The organism is Cellulomonas sp. 73-92 (assembly GCF_001898175.1).
Classification (GTDB): Bacteria; Actinomycetota; Actinomycetes; order Actinomycetales; family Cellulomonadaceae; genus Cellulomonas.
Map to the genome: position 1 here is coordinate 41,172 of NZ_MKTH01000024.1, position 18,588 is coordinate 59,759.

Consider the following 18,588-nt stretch of genomic DNA (forward strand, 5'->3'; position numbering starts at 1 on the left):
CCATGACCAGTGACGCACCGAAGCGCGTGCGCGTGCACCACCTGCAGGCGGCCAAGGACAAGGGCGACAAGCTCGTCATGCTCACCGCCTACGACGCGGTGACCGCGCGGATCTTCGACGAGGCGGGCGTCGACATGCTCCTCGTCGGCGACTCGATGGGGAACACCATGCACGGCTACGGCACGACGCTGCCGGTGACCCTCGACGAGATGCTCGTCGCGGCCCGCGCGGTCGCCGGCGCGGCGAGGCACGCCTTCGTCGTCGCCGACCTGCCCTTCGGCACGTACGAGGCGGGGCCGGAGCAGGCGCTCGCCTCGGCGGTCCGGGTGATGAAGGAGACCGGCGTCGCGGCGGTGAAGTTCGAGGGCGGCCGCCGGGTCGCGCGGCAGGTGCGCGCGCTGACGGATGCCGGCATCCCCGTGGTCGGGCACCTGGGCTACACGCCGCAGTCGGAGAACCTGCTCGGCGGCCCACGGGTGCAGGGCCGGGGCGAGGAGGCGTCGCTGCGGCTCCGCGAGGACGCGCTGGCGATCGCCGAGGCCGGCGCCGTGGCGATCGTGCTCGAGATGGTCCCCGCGCCGCTGGCCAAGGAGGTCACGGAGATCGTCGGGGTGCCGACCATCGGCATCGGCGCGGGCGCCGGCTGCGACGGCCAGGTGCTGGTCTGGGTGGACATGGCCGGCATGACCGACTGGTCGCCGCGCTTCTCCAAGCGGTTCGGCGAGGTCGGTGCGGCACTGGCCGCCGCGGCGAAGGCCTACGCCGACGAGGTCCGCGCCGGCACCTTCCCCGACGACTCCCACTCCTTCGGCGCCTGACCTGCCCCCCCTGCCCCCTTCCCCTTTCCCCCAAACCCCGCAACTTTCATTTTCCTGACGAATCGGTCGCGATTCACGCCCGGAACTTCAGGAAAATGAAGAGCCGGGGGGCGCGGTCAGGCGGTCGGCGCTGAGCCGTCCCAGCCGCGGGGCGTGAACTCGGGACGGTTGTGCTGCCACTCCTGGCCCATGACGGGGCTGGAGATGAGCATGTCGGCCGTCGCCGAGTTGCAGGCCATCGGCACGTTCCACACGGCCCCGATGCGCAGCAGCGCCTTGACGTCCGGGTCGTGCGGCTGGGGCTCGAGCGGGTCCCAGAAGAAGACGAGCATGTCGATGATGCCCTCGGCGATCTTGGCGCCGACCTGCTGGTCGCCGCCGACCGGCCCGGACAGCAGCCGGGTCACGGGCAGGCCCAGCTCGTACTCGAGCATCGTGCCGGTGGTGCCGGTGGCGTAGAGGCGGTGCCGCAGCAGGGTGCCGCGGTTGAACTCGGCCCAGCGCAGCAGGTCGACCTTCTTGTTGTCGTGCGCGACCAGCGCGATGTCGTGGGCGACGAAACTCATGGCGATCCGCTCCTGTCGGGCCGTCGGGCTCTCGAGCGGGACGCTACTCGCGCGAGCCTCGCCGATCGTGCGCCGGCGCTAGGAGGACGACGAGCCCCCGTCCTCGCCCCCGGCCCACTCGCGGTCCTCACGGTCCTCGCGGTCCCACGCCTCGGTCCGCGCCCGCGCCGTGGCGAGCGCCCGGGCGGCCGCCTCGCGGGTGGGGTACGGCCCCATCACCTCGCTCCAGTCGCTGACCCGGCCCTCCTCCACCGCGCCCGTCCTCGTGTTGAACCAGAACTCCGGCATCGCAACCTCCTCCAAGGCTCCCTCCTAGACTGCACACCATGGCCCCGGTCGATGCCACCCGAACCCCCCTGGTCCCCGGACGCATCTCGCCGCGACGCCACGTCCCCGCCACCATCGCCCGGCCCGAGTACGTCGACCGTCCCGCTCCGAAGCCCTGGACCGGACCGGACGTGTTCGACGACGAGACGGTCGACCGCATCCGCATCGCCTCGCGGATCGCCGCGCAGGGGCTCGCGGAGGTCGGCCGCCACATCGCGCCCGGCGTCACCACCGACGAGCTCGACGCGGTGGGCCACCGGGTGCTCGTCGACGCCGGCGCCTACCCCTCGACGCTCGGCTACCGCGGGTTCCCCAAGTCGCTGTGCACCTCGGTCAACGAGGTGATCTGCCACGGCATCCCCGACTCGACGGTGCTGCAGGACGGCGACATCGTCAACATCGACATCACTGCCTACATCGGCGGCGTCCACGGCGACACCAACGCGACGTTCCTCGTCGGCGACGTGGACGACGAGTCCCGCCTGCTCGTCGAGCGCACGCGCGAGGCGCTCAACCGCGGCATCAAGGCCGTGGCCCCCGGCCGGCAGATCAACGTCATCGGCCGCGTCATCGAGAAGTACGCCTCCCGGTTCGGGTACGGCGTGGTGCGCGAGTACACCGGCCACGGGGTCGGGCCCGCCTTCCACACCGGCCTCGTCGTCCCCCACTACGACGCCGCACCCGCCTACGACACCGTCATGGAACCCGGCATGGTGTTCACCATCGAGCCGATGCTCGACCTCGGCACCGCCGACTGGGAGATGTGGGACGACGGCTGGACCGTCGTCACCGCCGACCGCAGCCGGTCCGCCCAGTTCGAGCACACCCTCGTCGTCACCGAGACAGGAGCGGAGGTGCTGACCCTGCCATGAGCCGCGACGAGCGTCCCAAGGCCAAGGGCCGGACGGCATTCGGCATCGACATCGGCGGGTCGGGGATCAAGGGCGCCCCGGTCGACCTGCGCACCGGCGAGTTCACCGCCGACCGCGTGCGGATCCCGACGCCGCAGCCGGCGACGCCGCCGGCCATCGCTCAGGTGGTCGCGCAGATCGTCACGCAGTTCGGGCTCCGCAAGTCCGTGCCGATCGGCGTGACCTTCCCCGCGGTGGTGCGCCACGGCGTCGCCCAGTCGGCGGCCAACGTCGACGAGTCGTGGATCGGCACCGACATCGAGAGGCTGCTGCGCGCCGCGACCGGCCGGCAGGTGCTGGCCGTCAACGACGCGGACGCCGCCGGTTACGCCGAGGTCGAGTACGGCGCCGCACGCGACGTGCCGGGCCTGGTGATGGTGGTCACGCTGGGCACGGGCATCGGCACGGCGCTCATCAACAACGGCCGCCTGGTCCCCAACACCGAGCTGGGGCACCTCGAGGTCGACGGCGTCGACGCCGAGACGCGGGCCTCCGACGCGGCCCGCGAGCGCGACAACCTCTCCTACGCCGACTGGGCCACGCGGCTGCAGCGGTACTTCGACGAGCTCGAGCGGCTGTTCTCCCCCGACCTGTTCGTGGTCGGCGGTGGGGTCAGCAAGAAGTACGACGAGTACCTGCCGCTGCTCCACCTGCGCACGCCGATCGTCCCGGCGGCCCTGCGCAACGCCGCCGGCATCGTCGGCGCCGCTCGCCTGGCGGCCGAGGCCCTGTAGTCAGCCGCGCGACGCCGCGCGGCGTCGCACCTCCTCGCGCTGGAGCTGGAGCACGAGCCGGTAGAGCCGTTCGGTGGTGCGCTGGTCGACGTCGAGGAGCTCGGCCCCGTAGCGGTAGCCGCCGCGCGTGTCCTCGATGCGCAGCACCCGGGCCCGCAGCTCCAGGACGCCGGTGGGGGCCGGTAGGTGCACCACGAGCACCGCGCCGTGCACCAGGTCACGCCGGGACGAGAACCGCAGGCCGGTGGCGCTGACGTCCAGCACGGTGATCACCACGCGCTCGGGCTCGTCGCCGGTCTCCAGGACCGCCGCGCACGTCACGTGGTAGTCCGCGCGTGCGGCCGAGCGTCGCTGGCGCTGCCCGGTCGTCTCGACGACGACGACGTCGACCGCGGTGCCCAGCACCTTCGCGACGAGCCCGCGGTACGTGCACTCGCCGCGCACGGGGTCCAGCACCTCCACGGCGACGGGGTCGTCACCGGCGTGCACCGGCCCGGCGGCCTCCACGTGCAGCCGCAGCACGCCGTCCGCGTAGGCGACGACGTGGCCGCCCACCATGCCGTCCGCCGTCATCAGCCGGCACCCGGCCAGCTCGTGCATCCCGCTCCTTCGCGCAGTCCCCGGCGACCTCGCCGTGCCCGGCGCGGCAGCCTACTCCGGACCGCCGTCGCGGCCGCGCACGCCCGGTGGCTCGGGGGATGAGCCAGCCGAAGCGCCGGGTACTGGTCCCTGTGCGTCTGCTGGCAGTGGCCGGCGATGGATTGAGGGGCTGACCAGGCAATATGCCCCTCCCGACCGGTGGGGAGCGTTGGCAGTCCGTGAGCATCTTGCGGACTCCCTGCGGACTCGCAGTCCGCGCACCACATGCTTGGCACCGCCCCTGGGAGGGGCGTCCATGTCCAACATTCACACGACCGGGTGGTGCGGGATCGTCCCTCGTGACATCTACCGCGCTGGCATTCCGTACCCGCTGACGCTCCTCCGGGTTGCTGCCCCGCGGTCCCGGGTCGAGCTCAGCTGCGCCGCGGTCGGAGCCCGTCGAGCACCACAGTGATGCGCCGGCTTCGGTCGGTGTCGCTTGAGGCGGGATAGGCGTCAACGGCGAGCAGCGCGGCGGTGATGGCGTGAACGTCGGCGAGGTCGATGTCGTCGCGGATGGTCCCGTCTGCTTGCGCTTGAGCAAGGAGCGTCTCGAGCGCGGTGCTCATCTCCTGCTCCGCCGTCTGCACGGCCGAGTCGCTGCCGGCCCCGGCGAAGACGGCGGCTAGCGAGCGGTTCTGGCGCGCCTGCTCGACCGTCTTGGATACGAACGCCAGGAACGCCGTCCCCGGCGGCTCCTGGGTGTCGAGCGCTCGCGCCAGTTCGGCCAGTTCCTTCAGCCGGTCGACCGCGATCGCGGAGAAGAGCGCCTGTTTCGTGGGGAAGTGCCGATGCACCGTGCCTTGGGCGACACCTGCTCGACGGGCGATCTCTCGCAGATTCGCCTCCGGGCCGAGTTCCTCGAACGCGGAGCGCGCCGCGGTGAGGACCTTCGCTCGGTTGTCACGCGCGTCGGCGCGCAGCGCACGGTCATTCACTGCTCGGCGCCTCTCGATCTGGTAATCGGGTCGCATGACCCGTATACGGTGCTCCTAGCCGGGTCGGCCGACCCGGATCCGATTCATCGTACGGGAGTGCATGTGTTCGTCCTCACTGGCGCCAACGGTCCCCTGTTCGGTCGGCCCGTTCTCGATCATCTTCGTCGCCTCGTTCCGGCCGACGAGATCGTCGCCGGCACCCGCCACCCCGAGGAAGCCGACGAGCTCAAGGAGTTCGACGTTGCTGTTCGCCGGGTGGACTTCGACGAACCGGCGACGCTGGGCGCGGCGTTCAGGGACGCGACGGCGGTCTTGATCAACGGCACCAACTACGGCACACCCACCAAACGGCGAGGCGTGCAGCACGCTGCCGCGATCCAGGCTGCCGTCGAGGCAGGGATAGAACGCATCGTCTACCTCAGCTGGCCCGATCCGGACCGTTATCTGCTTCCGATGTTCTCGGACTTCGCCGGCTCCGAGGCACTGCTCCGTCGGCTCGCGCCGGGGGCGACGATCCTGCGCACCACTTATGGGCTGGCGCAGACCGTTGGACGCGATGTCACCGAGGCCGCCGCGCTCGGCGTCCTCGCCGCGCCGGCTGCGCAGGCGCGAACCGCGCCCGCGCACGTCGACGACCTTGCCGAAGCGACCGCCCGGGTCCTCACTGACGACCAGCACGGCGGGCGCCTCTACACGCTCACCGCCAGTGACAGCATCGACTGGACGGACCTGGCCCGACTCGCCTCCACCATCAGCGGCCAACCGACTGAGTACCAACCCATCAGCGATGACCAGTTCACCGCGAAGTCACAAGACGAGGGCGTCCCAGCCCCGATGATCGACATCCTGCTGAGCGTCTACCGATCCTTCCGTGCCGGATGGACGAGCAGTCCTACCGAGCACCTCGCCAGCATCCTCGCCCGCGCGCCCAGAGCGGCCATCGACGCTGTCGCGGCCGTGGTGGATCAGTGAGTCGGTGCCGCAACCGGCGCGGCGACGAGACACCCCCGAAGCAGGCGCTGCCGCGTGACGCGCAACTCGGCTTGAACCATCGCACGTTCATCGACCCGAACGACGAGACCAACCGATGGCAGGACGAGAAGGCCGCCACGGCGGTCGCGGTCCTCGACCGGCCGGGAAGCCGTGGACCCGGTCCTCGGCGCTCCTGCGGACTCCGTGCGGAGCCCTTATGGGCGGATGAGCCAGCCGATACGCCGGGTTCTGTGCCCGCGCGCGGTTGCCCTCGCGCGGGTGGCGGCCATCCATCTACGACGTACGTTGCCGCACGCCTCCAGCGGCCTACCCGGGAGCTCGGGCGGGCCGCCCTCGAACGCTCCCTGTCTGGCCTTGCTCCGGGTGGGGTTTGCCGAGCCGCGCCGGTCACCCGGCGCGCTGGTGGTCTCTTGCACCACCGTTTCACCCTTACCGGTCCCCCGAGGGGGTCCGGCGGTCTGTTCTCTGTGGCACTGTCCCGCGGGTCACCCCGGGTGGGTGTTGCCCACCACCCTGCCCTGCGGAGCCCGGACGTTCCTCGGCGGGTGCAAGCACCCGACGCGACCGCCTGGCTGGCTCATCCGCGTCGCCCAGGGTAGCGGGTCCGGGGCGCTGCCGGGCACCGGGGGCGGACACGCTGGCCAGCGCGACACCTGGGACGTTCGGCCGGGGGTGCGGACCCCGACGTCGCCGCAGGTCAGCGCCTCGCAGATCAGGGACGGCCCAGGGTAGATCCCGATGCACCACCCTGTGGGCCCCCGCCACGATGGCCGCGTGACCACGACAGCAGAGCTCGATCCCGCCCGCGCGGCGGACGCCCACCCCTACGCGATCGCCTCCGCCCGCGGCCTGACGAAGGTCTACGGCAGCGGCGAGGCTCAGGTGCACGCCCTGCGGGGCATCGACGTCGACCTGGCCCGCGGTGAGCTCACCGCGATCATGGGTCCGTCAGGGTCCGGCAAGTCCACCCTCATGCACTGCCTGGCCGGCCTCGACCGCCCGAGCGGCGGCTCCGTGGTCGTCGACGGCCTCGAAGTCTCCTCGTTGTCCGAGCGGCGGCTGACGAAGCTGCGGCGCACCCGCATCGGGTTCATCTTCCAGGCGTTCAACCTCGTCCCCACCCTCACGGCGGCGGAGAACATCACGCTGCCGCTCGACATCGCACGCCGCCCGGTGGACCGCGGCCTGTTCGACGAGGTCGTGGACGCCGTCGGCCTGCGCGACCGGCTCAACCACAAGCCCGCCGAGCTCTCCGGCGGCCAGCAGCAGCGCGTCGCCTGCGCCCGCGCGCTCGTCGCCCGCCCGTCGGTGATCTTCGCCGACGAGCCGACGGGCAACCTCGACTCGCACGCGTCCGGCGAGGTCCTCGCCTTCCTCCGGCGGTCGGTCGACCTCCTGGGGCAGTCCGTCGTCATGGTGACGCACGACCCGCGCGCGGCCTCGTACGCGCACCGCGTGCTGTTCCTCGCCGACGGCGAGCTGGTCGCCGAGCTGACGTCGCCGACGCAGTCGTCGGTGCTCGCCACGCTCGCGCAGCTCGACGGCTTCCCGAAGGAGAAGTGATGGGCCGCATCGGCCTCCGGGCGGTCACCTCGCACGCCGCCCGCTTCGTCATGTCGGTGCTGGCCGTGGCGCTCGGCGTCGCGTTCGTCACCGGCACGTTCGCGCTGCGGAACATGCTCTCCTCGACGTTCGACGAGATCGTCGGCGCCTCCGCCACCGCGGACGCCTACGTGCGGATGCCCACGGGCACCGGCGCGACCGACCTCACCTCGGCCGGCGCCGTGGGCAAGGGTGTCCCACTGTCCTCGCTGGACGCGGTGCGCGCCACCGACGGCGTGCGGCTGGCCAACGCCGACATCCAGGGTCCCGTGACGCTGGTCGGGGCCGACGGCACCGCCGTGCGCAGCACGCAGGCGCCGAGCTTCGCGCTCCCGTTCCACGCCGACGACCCGACCTTCACCCACGTCGAGGGCCGCGGCCCGACGAACGCCTCCGAGGTGATGCTCGAGCGGCACACCCTGGAGTCGTCCGGCCTGCACATCGGCGACCGCACCCACCTGGTGGTGCTCGGCAAGGCCACCGAGGTCACGGTCGTCGGCGAGGCCGACTTCTCCGCGCCGATGGCCGGCGCCACGATCGTCCTGCTCGACGAGGCCACGATGCGCGCGGCGTTCGCGCCCGCCGGGACCGTCTCGTCGATCAGCGTGCACGCGCAGCCCGGGACGTCCCCCAGCGAGCTGGTGCAGCGGCTGCAGGCCGTGGCCCCCGCGGGCACGGAGGTCGTCACCGGCGACCAGCTGCGGCAGGAGACGCACGACGCCATCGCCCAGCAGCTCGGGTTCGTCTCGACGTTCCTGCTGGTGTTCGCGGTGCTGGCGCTCTTCGTCGGCGCGTTCATCATCGCCAACACGTTCACCATGTCCGTGCGCCAGCGGATGCGCGAGTTCGCGCTCCTGCGGGCCGTCGGCGCCTCCCCGGCGCAGGTGTTCGGCTCGATCGTCGTGCAGGCGGTCGTCGTCGGGCTGGTCGGGTCGGCCGTGGGCGTGCTCGGCGGGTTCGGGCTCGTCGAGGGCATCGGTGCGCTGCTGCGCCGGATGGACATGACGCTGTCCAGCCGGGTGCCGCTGTCCGCGTCGACGATCCTCGTCGGGCTCGTCGTCGGCACCGTGGTGTCGGTCGCCGCGGCCGCCCTGCCCGCCCGCCGCGCCGCCGTGGTGCCTCCGGTCGAGGCGATGCGCGACGAGGTCACGGTCAACGAGCGGTCGCTGCACCGCCGCGGCTGGGCGGGCCTGGCGCTCGTCGTCGCCGGCGTCGCGGCCGTCGTCGTCGCGGCGGTCCGGCCGGACGCCGACCGGGCGGGCACGCTCCTGGGCCTCGGCGCCGCCGCGGCGGTGGTCGGCGTGCTGGTGGTCGGGCCGATCGTCGTGCCCGCCGTCGTGCGCTGGCTCGCGGCTCCCGCGGTCGCCTGGTGGCGCCCGGTGGGCCGGCTGGCACGGGGCAACGTGGTGCGCAACCCGCGCCGCGCCGCGAGCACGGCCGGCGCGCTCACCATCGGCATGGCCCTCGTCGGGGCCGCGGCCGTGCTCGCCACCTCCACCCAGGTGTCGATGCGGCACGTCGTCGTCAGCGAGATGCACGCGGACTACATCCTGCGCACCGAGTGGCCGGACACGGTGGCGCCCGAGGTGGTCGACAAGGTCAAGGCCCTGCCGGGCGTCGCCGCGGTGCACGGCCTGCCGTTCGCGGAGGCGCCGGTCGAGGCGAAGGGCACGACGACGACCCAGGGCGTGGCCGGAATCGACCCCGCGATGCTCGGCACGGTGCTGACGCCGGAGACGGTGGAGGGGCCGGCGGCCGACGCCCTGGCGCACGGCCAGGCCGTGGTCGACACGACCTACGCCACCGACCACGGGCTGGCGATCGGCGACCGGATCACCGTCACCGGACCCTCCGCGACGCAGACGCTGACCATCGGCGGCCTCTACCGCTCCGTCGCCCTCGGCGCCGGCGTGGTGACGTCACCGGCCGTGCTCGACAGCCTCGTGCCCGTGGCGCAGCAGACCGACACGACCGTCACCGTCGTGGCGGCGCCCGGAGCGGACCTCGGGGCGATGCGCGGCGAGCTGACGGCGATCGTCAAGCCGTACTACGTGGTCTCGGTGATGAACTCCGACGAGTTCGTCCAGGGGCTGGCCGCCCAGGTGAACCAGATCCTGGCGATCCTGTACGCGCTGCTCGGGCTGTCGATCGTCATCGCGGTGCTGGGCATCGTCAACACGCTGGCGCTGTCGGTGATCGAACGGACCCGGGAGATCGGGCTGCTGCGGGCGGTCGGGCTCGGCAGGCTCCATCTCGCCGGGACCATCACCACGGAGTCCGTGCTCACCGCCGTGTGCGGCACGGTGGTGGGGCTCGTCACCGGCGTGGGGCTGGCGGCGGCCCTCCCCCGGGTGTTCCACGACCAGGGGCTGTCGCAGCTGTCGATCCCCGCGGGCAGCCTGCTGTCCATGCTGGCCCTGGCGGTCGCGGTCGGTGTGGCGGCGGCCGTGTGGCCGGCCGTCCGCGCCGCCCGGCTCCCGGTACTGGACGCGGTCTCCCAGGAGTAGTGCTGCGACGTCCGAGCAGGCCGGTACCCCCGGCCTGCTCGGACGTTCAGTGCTGCGGGACCTGCGACCAGCCCTCGCCGGGGACGCCGACCACCGCGATCTCGTCGCGCCGGTCGGAGTACAGCCGGACGATGCTCACCGACGCCGGCGCCACGCGCAGCTGGCTCCACGACCCGGGGTTGGCGCCCATGGTGACGCCGAGCATCGCCCGGATCGCCACCGCGTGGGACACGACGACGACGGTGCGCGGGCCGCCGAGCTGCTGCAGGCGCACCAGGCCCTCCCGGACCCGGGTACCGACGTCGGCCACGGACTCACCACCACCGGCCGGGCGCACCAGCCCGAGCGTGTGCCACGGCTCGAGCTGCCCGGGCCAGCGCGCCTCGATCTCCTCGGCGGTCAGCCCCTGCCAGTCGCCGAAGTTCGCCTCCTGGAAGGTGGCGTCGACGGAGAACGGCAGGCCCAGCCGCTCGGCCACGATCTGACCGGTCTGCTGCGTGCGGACCATGGGCGAGGCGATGACCTGGCTCGGGTAGGCGATGTCGTCCCAGAGGTCGGTGCCGATCCGGTGCACCAGCGCGGCGGCGTCGCGCGCCTGCGCACGGCCCGTCTCGTCGAGCGACGGACCCGGCTCGCCCGACCCGGAGTAGCCCCGCGCGACCGTCATCTCGGTCTGGCCGTGCCGTACGAGCACGACCGTCACCGGCGTCTCGTCGTCGAACCGGACGCCCTTGCCCGAGACGAAGGTCGTGCTCGTCACTGCGTGCGCACCAGGATCCGGCCGCACTCCTCGCAGCGGACCACCTGGTCCGCCGGCGCCGCCTTGACCTTCTCGAGGTCGAGCGGGTTGAGCTCCATGCGGCAACCCTGGCACTGGCGCCCGACGAGCGCAGCCGCACCGCGGCCGGCCAGCTGCGCGCGCAGCTTCTCGTAGAGGCTCATGAGGCCGGCGTCGAGCCCGTCCGCGGCGCTCGCCCGTTCGGCGCGGACGCCCGCGGCCTCGTCGTCCAGCGCCCGGTAGTCCGCGTCGCGCGACGCCTGCGCCTCGGCGCGCTGCCGCTCGACCTCCGCGTTCGCGGCCTCGAGCTCGTCGAGGGCGGCGGTGTGCGCCTCGAGCCGCTCCATGACGGCGAGCTCGACCTCCTCGAGCTCGGCCTGCCGGCCGGCGAGGTGCTCGATCTCGCTCTGCAGCGCCTGCGTGTCCCGCACGCTCGCCTGCCCGGAGTCCAGCCGGTCCTGGTCGCGCCTGGTGCGCGCCCGCACCTGCTCGACGTCCGCCTCCGCCTTCGCCAGCTCGCGGCGCAGGTCGTTCGCCGCGGTGCGGCTCGTCACCAGCGCCGTCGACAGGTCCTTGAGGCGGGCGTCCAGCGCCACGAGCTGCGCCAGGGCCGGCACCTGTCCCCGCCGGTGCGCGATCTGGTCCAGCCGGGTGTCGAGGTCCTGCACGACGAGCAGCTGACGCTGGTCGGCGAGGGGGGCGCTGGTCACACGCTGTCCTTCCGGTCGGGGGCGCCGCCCACCCGGGCGGTCCACGGGTCGGTGCACAGCGTGCTGACCCGGGCCTCCACGGTAGTGCCCGCCGCCGCGAGGTCGGCCACGAGGGCCCGCGCCGCCCGCTCCAGCCACGGCCACTCGGAGGCGAAGTGCGCGGTGTCGACGAGGGCCGGGGTGCCGCGCCCCTCGAACAGCGCGCGCTCGCGCGCCTCGGACGCCGGGTGGTGGCGCAGGTCGGACGTCACGTACGCGTCGACGCCCGCGGCGCGCACGGCGTCGAACTCGCCGTCCCCGGCGCCGGCGAGGACGGCCACGGTGCGCACGACGAGGCCCGGGTCGCCCGCGTAGCGCACGCCCTGCACGGTGGCGGGGATGGCCGCGGCGACGCGCGCCGCGAAGTCGGCGAGCCGCTGCGGCTCCGGGAGGCGCCCCACGCGGCCCAGCCCGGTGCCGGCGGCGAGCGCCGCCTCCTCGAGCACGTCGAACGCGGGCTCCTCGTACGGGTGCGCCGCGCGCAGCGCGGCGACGACGGCCCCGCGGCGGCCGCGCGGCGCGACCATCTCGACGCGCGCCTCGACCACCGTCTCCCGGACGCCCGGCGCGCCGATGGCCGGGTGTGCGCCCTCGCCCGGGACGAACGTGCCCTCGCCGGTCGAGGTGAACGCTGCGCGGGTGTACTCCCCCTGCGCCCCGGCGCCCGCGGCGGCCAGCGCGTCGACCATCGCCTCGGCGTGACCGACCGGGACCATCACCACGATCTTGTCCATCGGCTCCCGCGGTGCCGCGACGAGCGGCGCGAGGTCGACGAGGCCGATGGCCTCGGCGAGCGCCTCCGCGACACCGCCCGCCGCAGCGTCGGCGTTGGTGTGGCCGGCCCACAGCGCGACGCCGCCGCGGACCAGGCCGTGCGCCACGGCGCCCTTGAACGTGGTGGCGGCGACCGAGTGCACGGCCCGCAGGAACAGCGGGTGGTGGGTCACCAGCAGGTCGGCGCCCCAGGCCAGGGCCTCGTCGGCCACCGCGGCCACCGGGTCCACGGCGAACAGCACCCGGCGCACCGGCTGCGCGGGGTCGCCCACGACGAGCCCCACGGCGTCCCAGCTCTCCGCCCCCCGCAGCGGGTAGCGCCGCTCGAGCGCGGCGACGACGTCGGCCAGGGTGGGGGTCGCGGTCACAGCCGCAACCTACCGGCGCCGCGCCAGCCGTGGACCCTCCCGCCGCCGCTGCGACTCTGCAGCTCGGCTCGCCGCAAGGCGTGGGGCTGGTGTGGATGCCGGAGGGCGGCGCTCCGGCTCAGGGGCGCAGCATCACCTTGACCGCGCGCCGCTCGTCCATCGCGGCGTAGGCCTGCGCGACCTCGTCGAGCGGCAGCGTCAGGTCGAAGACGAGGCCCGGCTCGATCGCACCGGACCACACGTCCGCCAGCAGCTCGGGGATGTACGAGCGGACCGGCGCCACTCCGCCGACGACGCCGACGTTGGTGCCGAACATCTGCCGCACCGACACCTCGGGCCCGCCGGCGGGCACGCCGACGAACCCGACGAGGCCGCCCGGCCGCGCCACGTCGAGCGCCTGCTGCATCGACTCCTTGGTGCCGACGCACTCCAGCGCGCTGTCCGCCCCGACGCCGTCGAGGAGGTCGAGGACGTGCGCCACCCCCTCGGCGCCGCGCTCGGCCACCAGGTCGGTCGCGCCGAACCGGGTGGCCAGCGCCTGCCGCGCGGGGTTCCGGCTCATCGCGACGATCCGCTCGGCGCCCAGCCGCCTCGCGGCGATGACCGCGCACAGGCCCACCGCACCGTCGCCGACGACGACCACGGTGGACCCCGCCCCCACGCGCGCGGAGCGCGCGGCGTGGTGCCCGGTGCCCATGACGTCGCTGCACGCCAGCACGCCGGGCAGCAGCTCGTCGGACGGCACGGCGGGCGCGACCACGAGCGTGCCGTCGGCGTACGGCACGCGCACGCGCTCGCCCTGGCCGCCATCGGCGAACAGGCCGTCGTCGTTGACCGCGCCCCACGAGCCGCCATGCACGCACGAGGTCTGGACGCCGTTGCGGCAGTGCACGCACGTGTTGTCGCTGATGGTGAAGGGCGCGACGACGAAGTCGCCCGGCCGCACAGCGGCGACGGACGCGCCGACCTCCTCCACGATCCCGACGAACTCGTGGCCGATGCGCCGCGGCTCCGGAGTCGGGGCCACCCCACGGTACGGCCACAGGTCGGAGCCGCAGACGCAGGCGGCGACCACCCTGACCACGGCATCGGTCGGCAGCTCGACGCGGGGGTCGGGGACGTGCTCGAGACGGACGTCACGGGGGCCGTGGATGAGGGTTGCGCGCATGGGGCCCATCCTGCCGCGCCCGGTAGGCTCGCCGCCGTCGGGCCTGTAGCTCAGTTGGTCAGAGCGCCGCGCTTACACCGCGGAGGTCGTCGGTTCGAGACCGGCCGGGCCCACCATCGCCAGGACCGGTCTGGACCTCGAGGCCGAGGATCCACGCCGCGGGGATGTGCGTGAGCATCTCGATCCGCTTCGCGATCGCCACGAGATCCCGCGGCCGCGAGCGATCGGTCTCCCAGGCGGCGAGTGAACCGGCGGGCACACCGAGCGACTCGGCGAACTCCTTCTGGCCCATCTCCACCTGGAGCCGCGCCTTGCGGAAGTGGTCGCCGAGCGACCAGCTGGGAATCACGTAGCCGCTTGCCTGCTGCGTACTCATGGCCACACCATGCCACCCCACGCGAACCCATGCAAGGGATAGCAACACGGCGACACGCCGAATTCGCCCATTGACACCGCTATTCGCAGCATGCTTACCTCTGCACCCATGCGGACCAAGCATGCTGCGGATCACGACGAACTCCTCAGTGTCGGCGAGGCTGCCGAGTTGCTGGCGGTGCACCCTGACACGCTCAAGCGTTGGGAGCGTGCGGGTCGCATCGAGGCGTTACGGACCCCGACGGGTCATCGCCGCTTCCGGCGGCGGGACGTCGAGCACCTGCTCGCACGGAGCGCGTCGTGAGCACGCCGGCGGCTGAATGGGTTGCGGTGGCCGTGACGGGCCTCCTTTGCGCGCTCGCCATGGTGGCGATGCTTCGGGCTTCGGATGCCGCGGACCGTGCCGAGCGTGCGGCTCGCCGCGCTTCCTTGGAGCGGGATCGTGTTCTCGGGCTGCCGAGGAGCTACCGCAGCACCGAGCTGCCGCCGCCGGCTGATCCGGCGGACCCGTACGGGCCGCCGCTTGGTGGGTTCTGCGATCTGCGGTTCGCGGACGCGCGACGCGAGTGGCTGAAGGCGGAGCGGGATCCCGCTCGACGTTCAGGCGGTGGTCTCGCTGTCGTCGGGGAAGGCGTCGATGGTGATGCAGCCGCCGCCGGTGGCCTCGTCTTCCCACCGAGCGACCAGGTCGGCGCCCCGGTGGACGGGCTCGACATTGTTCACGACGAAGGCCAGCGGCACGCCGGGGCTGAACACCAGCCAGATGGTGTCCGCGGGTCGGCGGAGCTCGACGTGGAAGGTGATGTCGCGAGCGAAGGCCTTCCAGACGGCGAACTGGAGCGTGACGAGGTCAGCGTCGGCGATGTCGAGCTCGGTCGGGCCGTAGTGCAGGACGCCCATGGTTCTTCTCCTTCGGTCGGATCGGTCGAGGTCGGTCCCTCGCCGGTCGTCGGTGCCGTCGACGCTCCAACGTCGTCGGCTGATGTCCCGACCGTAGGAGATCCCGCCGACTCTCCCGCGCCTTGTGGCCGCGCGGTTGAGGGCATGTCGGCGGTTGGCCCGGTCGGGGACGGAGAGGCACCGTCCCCGACCGGGGTTCTGGTCGCCACCGGAGACGGAGACCGCTCCCGGCTCGCGGCTGCGACGGGCGAGTTCATCGCCGCGGTCGCGGACTGGTGGGGCGTGGAGCTCGACGACGTCGAGGACGTGCGCGTCCTGCCGGCTCTCGACATGGACGGCGGCGTGCACGTGCTCACGCGGCTCGACGGAGGCCTCGTCGAGCGCTCGGTGTGGGTGTGGCCGCCGCAGACCACCTGATCCGGGGCCGGCCCGTGCGCTACCCCCTGCCGCCGGGCTGGCCCCTTTCCCTCTCCTGCGAGTCCCACTCATCGACTGGAAGGCCCCGTGATGATCTCGCTGAACAAGCTGTCGTACGTCGGTCGGATGCGTGCCGACGCCGAGCAGGCGATCCTCGACGACGCGTCGCGTCGAGTGTTCGCGCTCGACCTGGCGACGCCGCGGGGCCGTCTGCTGGCGGTGCCGGTCCTGGTCGTCGCTCAGCTCGAGCTCGAGCGCATCGGCTCCCGGATCCTGGGCGGTGCCCGGTGACCGACGACGCTGCTCCCGACGTGTTCGCCCTGATCCAGGCGACCACGACCGAGCCCGTCGGTCATCTCGAGGGACACGTGACGGCCCGGGACGAGGCGGACCTCGAGCTGCTGCACGCGGGCACGCCGCAGCATGCGCGCCCGTCGCGTCGCTCGGCTGACGCGCTGGGCCGGATCCTGCTGGCCCTCGCCGTGGTGACGGCCGTCTCGGCGACGGTGATCGTCGCCGGCGAAGTCGTTGCCACGCCGGGGTGGCGCCGCGCCGAGCAGGTCGCCTGCTGCGTCCTCATCGCCCCCGGGCTGGTGGTTCTGGCCGCGGCGGCCGGCTGCGTCGCCCTGGGGCGGCTCGAGGCCTGGTACGAGCGGCGTCGCGGTGGTGGGTCCCCGTGACGCGCGGCATCGATGAGCTCCTCACCCCGGTCACGTGCCGCCACGGCGGCCGCGCCGGCCGCCGCCCCGACGGTGAGCTCTGGTGCCCGATCTGCCGCACCGAGCAGGCCCGTGCGGCCGCGGAGGCCGAGGCCCGTGAGGAGGCCCACCAGCGGCACCTGGCCTACCTGCGGCGCCTCGGCTGGCGAAACGGCCGCCCACCGCGTGACGCCGCGATGCGCCGAGCCAACGACGACTACGACCCCGACTCCGACTCCGACTGAACGAACCCCGACCACCACTCCAGGAGCACCCCTCATGGCAAAGACCCCCGACTCCATCCCCGTGACGCTGAACATCGACGTCACCGCCAAAGGCCGCGCCGTCGTCGCGCTCGCGGACGCGAGCGAAGCGACAGCCGCGGCGCTGCTCGACGTCTTGGCGGCTCGTCAGGCGTCCGGCGACTCCGACGGCGAGGACCTGGGCCGCCTCGTGATGGCCGCCCGTCGCTCGGCTGACAAGGCCGACTGGCTGGCCGACCGCTCGCTCGCTCGAGCGAACCTCGCCCGCGCCGCCGCGCTGTTGATCGCCGCGATCGAGAACGCCGACGCCGAGGACGACGAGGCCGCGGCCCTGCCCGTGGTCGGGCGCATGGCTTGGCACAAGAACCACGACCTCGATCCACGTCGCGTCGTGCGCGTGGAGGCGGAATCGGTGTACCTCGAGCTCCCTGGCGGTGTGGCGGGGCCGTTCCCGGCATCGAACTACACCTACAGCGAAGCCGGGCAGCGCTGATGGCCGCCCGGGGGAAGCGCGCCGAGATCGAGATCCCGACCACCGTCCGCAACCTGCCGTCGCCGGCGTTCGACGAGCTGACGGGTGTCCTGCCGCGGCTCGTCGAGATCTCGCTGACGACGCTGTTCCCGCACCCCAAGAACCCTCGTCGGGACCTCGGGGACCTGACCGAGCTCGCGGACTCGATCCGCTCGAGCGGCATCCGTCAGCCCTTGACCGTCGTGCCGATCCTCGACACCGACGACGAGCCGTCCGGCCACTACCAGACCGTCATCGGCCACCGCCGCGCCGCGGCCGCGAAGCTCGCCGGCCTGAACTCGGTGCCGGCGATCGTCGACGAGACGTTGACGCCGGCGCAGCAGCTCGAGCTGATGCTCGTCGAGAACGTGCAGCGCGCGGACCTCTCGCCCATCGAGGAGGCGGACGGCTACCAGGGCCTCCTCGACCTCGGTCTCGACGTCGACGCGATCGCCCGTGAGACCGGACGCAGCGAGTCCACTGTGCGGCGCCGGCTGCGCCTGGGCAGCCTGCCGGAGAAGGCCCGGGAGAAGCTGCACACGGGGCAGGCGACGCTGGCGCAGGCCGATCGACTGTCCGACTTCGAGGACGACCCGGAGCTCGTCGAGCAGCTGGCGAAGGTGCTGGGTTCGGCGGACTTCGAGAACGAGCTCGCCAAGGCCACCAAGAAGGTCATGATCGCCCGTGCGGTGGCCCGTGTGGTGGATGCCCTGCAGGCGGCCGGCGCGACTCCGATCCCGCTCAGGGAGCACGGTGAGTACCAGGGCTACGCGCCTGATGGCATGGTGCAGGTCGGCTACATCAGCCGGTGGGAGCTCCAGCAGGGCTCGCAGTCGCAGAAGGTGGCCAACTGGCTCGAGCACTACCTGAGCGACGTCGACGCGACGTGCGTCTTCCGCACCTTCCACAACACGTACGACGACAACGTCTACCTGTTCCGGCCCCGGTCGGAGCCCTCGGCCGGCGACCAGCCCGCGACGCCGGCGGTGGACCCGGAGTGGGAGCGCCAGCAGGCCGAGCGTCGCGCCGCCGTCGCGGCGCAGGCCGAGCGGCACGAGCGGTTCACCGGGCTGCGCAGAGCCTTCGTCGACGGGCTGAAGGCCCGGTCGATCACGACACAGCAGGTCGCGATCCTCGCCGGGTTCGTCGCTCGCCGTGACCTGATGTGGGTGTGGACCAGCTTCGACACCTACGGCGTCGACAAGAAGCTGCTGGCGTGGCTCGGCATCGAGCCCTTCGGCAACGCCACCAGCGACGACGAGGATGACGCCGTGGTCGCCGCGGCGATCGCCGCCCTGGACACCGGGCACGCCCTGCTCGCGCTCGCCGTGCTGGGCGAGGAGGACGGACTCTGCTCGGATAACTATCCGACCGCCCGCGTCGGCGCCTACTACGAGCTGCTGCAGCAGCTCGGCTACGCCCCGTGCAGCGAGGAGGTCGATGCCCTCACCGAGCGGCCGGCCGACGAGGCCGACGAGGCCGACGTCGACGACGAGGGCTTCTACGACGCGGCCGACGACGTCGACGACGACGAGGGCGACGAGGACTGAGT

22 protein-coding genes, 1 tRNA gene and 1 other RNA gene are annotated in these 18,588 nt (G+C 73.0%); 14 read left to right on the forward strand and 10 right to left on the reverse strand.

Going from position 1 to position 18,588, the window contains the following annotated elements; translation table 11 throughout:
- Positions 1-2: 2 nt before the first annotated feature.
- The gene (panB, locus tag BGO37_RS15455) at positions 3-818 is read left to right on the forward strand and encodes a 3-methyl-2-oxobutanoate hydroxymethyltransferase (RefSeq protein ID WP_291756328.1); all 816 of its coding nucleotides are present in this window, start codon (positions 3-5) and stop codon (positions 816-818) included.
- 116 nt (positions 819-934) lie between these two features.
- Here the strand turns inward: panB and BGO37_RS15460 are convergent, their stop codons facing one another.
- The gene (locus BGO37_RS15460) at positions 935-1,384 is read right to left on the reverse strand and encodes a methylglyoxal synthase (protein ID WP_291756329.1); all 450 of its coding nucleotides are present in this window, start codon (positions 1,382-1,384) and stop codon (positions 935-937) included.
- A 78-nt stretch (positions 1,385-1,462) separates the two neighbouring features.
- Entirely contained in the window at positions 1,463-1,672 is a 210-nt protein-coding gene (locus tag BGO37_RS15465) for an SPOR domain-containing protein (RefSeq protein ID WP_291756330.1), read from the reverse strand.
- 38 nt (positions 1,673-1,710) lie between these two features.
- On the opposite strand from BGO37_RS15465, the gene map reads away from it, so the two are divergent.
- Both map and ppgK read left to right on the forward strand, forming a co-directional pair.
- Positions 1,711-2,583 carry a type I methionyl aminopeptidase gene (gene map / locus BGO37_RS15470; protein ID WP_291756331.1) on the forward strand — a complete coding sequence of 291 codons (873 nt, stop codon included), beginning with the start codon at positions 1,711-1,713 and terminating at the stop codon, positions 2,581-2,583.
- Complete coding sequence (gene ppgK / locus BGO37_RS15475; protein WP_291756332.1) at positions 2,580-3,356, forward strand: polyphosphate--glucose phosphotransferase; 777 nt, start codon at positions 2,580-2,582, stop codon at positions 3,354-3,356. The genes map and ppgK overlap by 4 nt, the downstream gene beginning before the upstream one ends.
- On the opposite strand, the gene BGO37_RS15480 is transcribed toward ppgK, so the two are convergent.
- Both BGO37_RS15480 and BGO37_RS15485 read right to left on the reverse strand, forming a co-directional pair.
- On the reverse strand, positions 3,357-3,956 hold the full coding sequence (locus BGO37_RS15480; protein ID WP_291756334.1) for a PilZ domain-containing protein: 600 nt from the start codon (positions 3,954-3,956) through the stop codon (positions 3,357-3,359).
- 413 nt (positions 3,957-4,369) lie between these two features.
- Positions 4,370-4,969, reverse strand: coding sequence for a TetR/AcrR family transcriptional regulator (locus BGO37_RS15485; protein WP_291756335.1), 600 nt, complete (start codon positions 4,967-4,969; stop codon positions 4,370-4,372).
- A 60-nt stretch (positions 4,970-5,029) separates the two neighbouring features.
- Between BGO37_RS15485 and BGO37_RS15490 the strand changes: the two genes are divergently transcribed.
- Positions 5,030-5,905 carry an NAD(P)H-binding protein gene (locus BGO37_RS15490; RefSeq protein WP_291756336.1) on the forward strand — a complete coding sequence of 292 codons (876 nt, stop codon included), beginning with the start codon at positions 5,030-5,032 and terminating at the stop codon, positions 5,903-5,905.
- 222 nt (positions 5,906-6,127) lie between these two features.
- On the opposite strand, the gene rnpB is transcribed toward BGO37_RS15490, so the two are convergent.
- Positions 6,128-6,506: RNase P RNA component class A (gene rnpB / locus BGO37_RS15495), an RNA gene on the reverse strand.
- A gap of 194 nt (positions 6,507-6,700) precedes the next feature.
- Between rnpB and BGO37_RS15500 the strand changes: the two genes are divergently transcribed.
- Complete coding sequence (locus BGO37_RS15500) at positions 6,701-7,489, forward strand: ABC transporter ATP-binding protein (protein ID WP_291756338.1); 789 nt, start codon at positions 6,701-6,703, stop codon at positions 7,487-7,489.
- Positions 7,489-10,035, forward strand: a complete 2,547-nt coding sequence (locus BGO37_RS15505; RefSeq protein ID WP_291756340.1) for an ABC transporter permease — start codon at positions 7,489-7,491, stop codon at positions 10,033-10,035. The genes BGO37_RS15500 and BGO37_RS15505 overlap by 1 nt, the downstream gene beginning before the upstream one ends.
- Before the next feature lie 46 nt (positions 10,036-10,081).
- Here the strand turns inward: BGO37_RS15505 and BGO37_RS15510 are convergent, their stop codons facing one another.
- From BGO37_RS15510 to BGO37_RS15525, 4 genes are all read right to left on the reverse strand, one after another.
- A complete protein-coding gene (locus BGO37_RS15510; protein WP_291756342.1) occupies positions 10,082-10,795 on the reverse strand; it encodes a histidine phosphatase family protein in 714 nt (237 codons plus the stop codon).
- Positions 10,792-11,523, reverse strand: coding sequence for a C4-type zinc ribbon domain-containing protein (locus tag BGO37_RS15515; protein WP_291756344.1), 732 nt, complete (start codon positions 11,521-11,523; stop codon positions 10,792-10,794). Before BGO37_RS15515 ends, BGO37_RS15510 begins: the two co-directional genes overlap by 4 nt.
- The gene (locus tag BGO37_RS15520; RefSeq protein ID WP_291756345.1) at positions 11,520-12,704 is read right to left on the reverse strand and encodes a Nif3-like dinuclear metal center hexameric protein; all 1,185 of its coding nucleotides are present in this window, start codon (positions 12,702-12,704) and stop codon (positions 11,520-11,522) included. The genes BGO37_RS15515 and BGO37_RS15520 overlap by 4 nt, the downstream gene beginning before the upstream one ends.
- A 118-nt stretch (positions 12,705-12,822) precedes the next feature.
- Positions 12,823-13,872, reverse strand: a complete 1,050-nt coding sequence (locus tag BGO37_RS15525) for a zinc-dependent alcohol dehydrogenase family protein (protein ID WP_291756346.1) — start codon at positions 13,870-13,872, stop codon at positions 12,823-12,825.
- A gap of 39 nt (positions 13,873-13,911) precedes the next feature.
- On the opposite strand from BGO37_RS15525, the gene BGO37_RS15530 reads away from it, so the two are divergent.
- Both BGO37_RS15530 and BGO37_RS15535 read left to right on the forward strand, forming a co-directional pair.
- Positions 13,912-13,988 (forward strand) — tRNA-Val (locus BGO37_RS15530).
- A gap of 368 nt (positions 13,989-14,356) precedes the next feature.
- Entirely contained in the window at positions 14,357-14,551 is a 195-nt protein-coding gene (locus tag BGO37_RS15535; RefSeq protein ID WP_291756347.1) for a helix-turn-helix domain-containing protein, read from the forward strand.
- Between the two features lie 296 nt (positions 14,552-14,847).
- Here the strand turns inward: BGO37_RS15535 and BGO37_RS15540 are convergent, their stop codons facing one another.
- Entirely contained in the window at positions 14,848-15,147 is a 300-nt protein-coding gene (locus BGO37_RS15540; RefSeq protein ID WP_291756349.1) for a hypothetical protein, read from the reverse strand.
- 144 nt (positions 15,148-15,291) lie between these two features.
- Here BGO37_RS15540 and BGO37_RS15545 point away from each other — a divergent pair, with 144 nt between their 5' ends.
- From BGO37_RS15545 to BGO37_RS15570, 6 genes are all read left to right on the forward strand, one after another.
- Positions 15,292-15,564: a hypothetical protein gene (locus BGO37_RS15545; RefSeq protein WP_291756351.1), complete on the forward strand. Its 273-nt coding sequence runs from the start codon at positions 15,292-15,294 to the stop codon at positions 15,562-15,564.
- Positions 15,565-15,651: 87 nt separating this feature from the next.
- Positions 15,652-15,855 (forward strand): hypothetical protein, encoded by a 204-nt coding sequence (locus BGO37_RS15550; protein WP_291756353.1) that lies wholly within the window; start codon positions 15,652-15,654, stop codon positions 15,853-15,855.
- Complete coding sequence (locus tag BGO37_RS15555; RefSeq protein ID WP_291756355.1) at positions 15,852-16,244, forward strand: hypothetical protein; 393 nt, start codon at positions 15,852-15,854, stop codon at positions 16,242-16,244. Before BGO37_RS15550 ends, BGO37_RS15555 begins: the two co-directional genes overlap by 4 nt.
- Positions 16,241-16,507 carry a hypothetical protein gene (locus tag BGO37_RS15560; RefSeq protein ID WP_291756357.1) on the forward strand — a complete coding sequence of 89 codons (267 nt, stop codon included), beginning with the start codon at positions 16,241-16,243 and terminating at the stop codon, positions 16,505-16,507. Before BGO37_RS15555 ends, BGO37_RS15560 begins: the two co-directional genes overlap by 4 nt.
- 34 nt (positions 16,508-16,541) lie before the next feature.
- A complete protein-coding gene (locus BGO37_RS15565) occupies positions 16,542-17,018 on the forward strand; it encodes a hypothetical protein (protein WP_291756358.1) in 477 nt (158 codons plus the stop codon).
- The gene (locus BGO37_RS15570) at positions 17,018-18,586 is read left to right on the forward strand and encodes a ParB/RepB/Spo0J family partition protein (RefSeq protein WP_291756361.1); all 1,569 of its coding nucleotides are present in this window, start codon (positions 17,018-17,020) and stop codon (positions 18,584-18,586) included. Before BGO37_RS15565 ends, BGO37_RS15570 begins: the two co-directional genes overlap by 1 nt.
- Positions 18,587-18,588 lie beyond the last annotated feature (2 nt).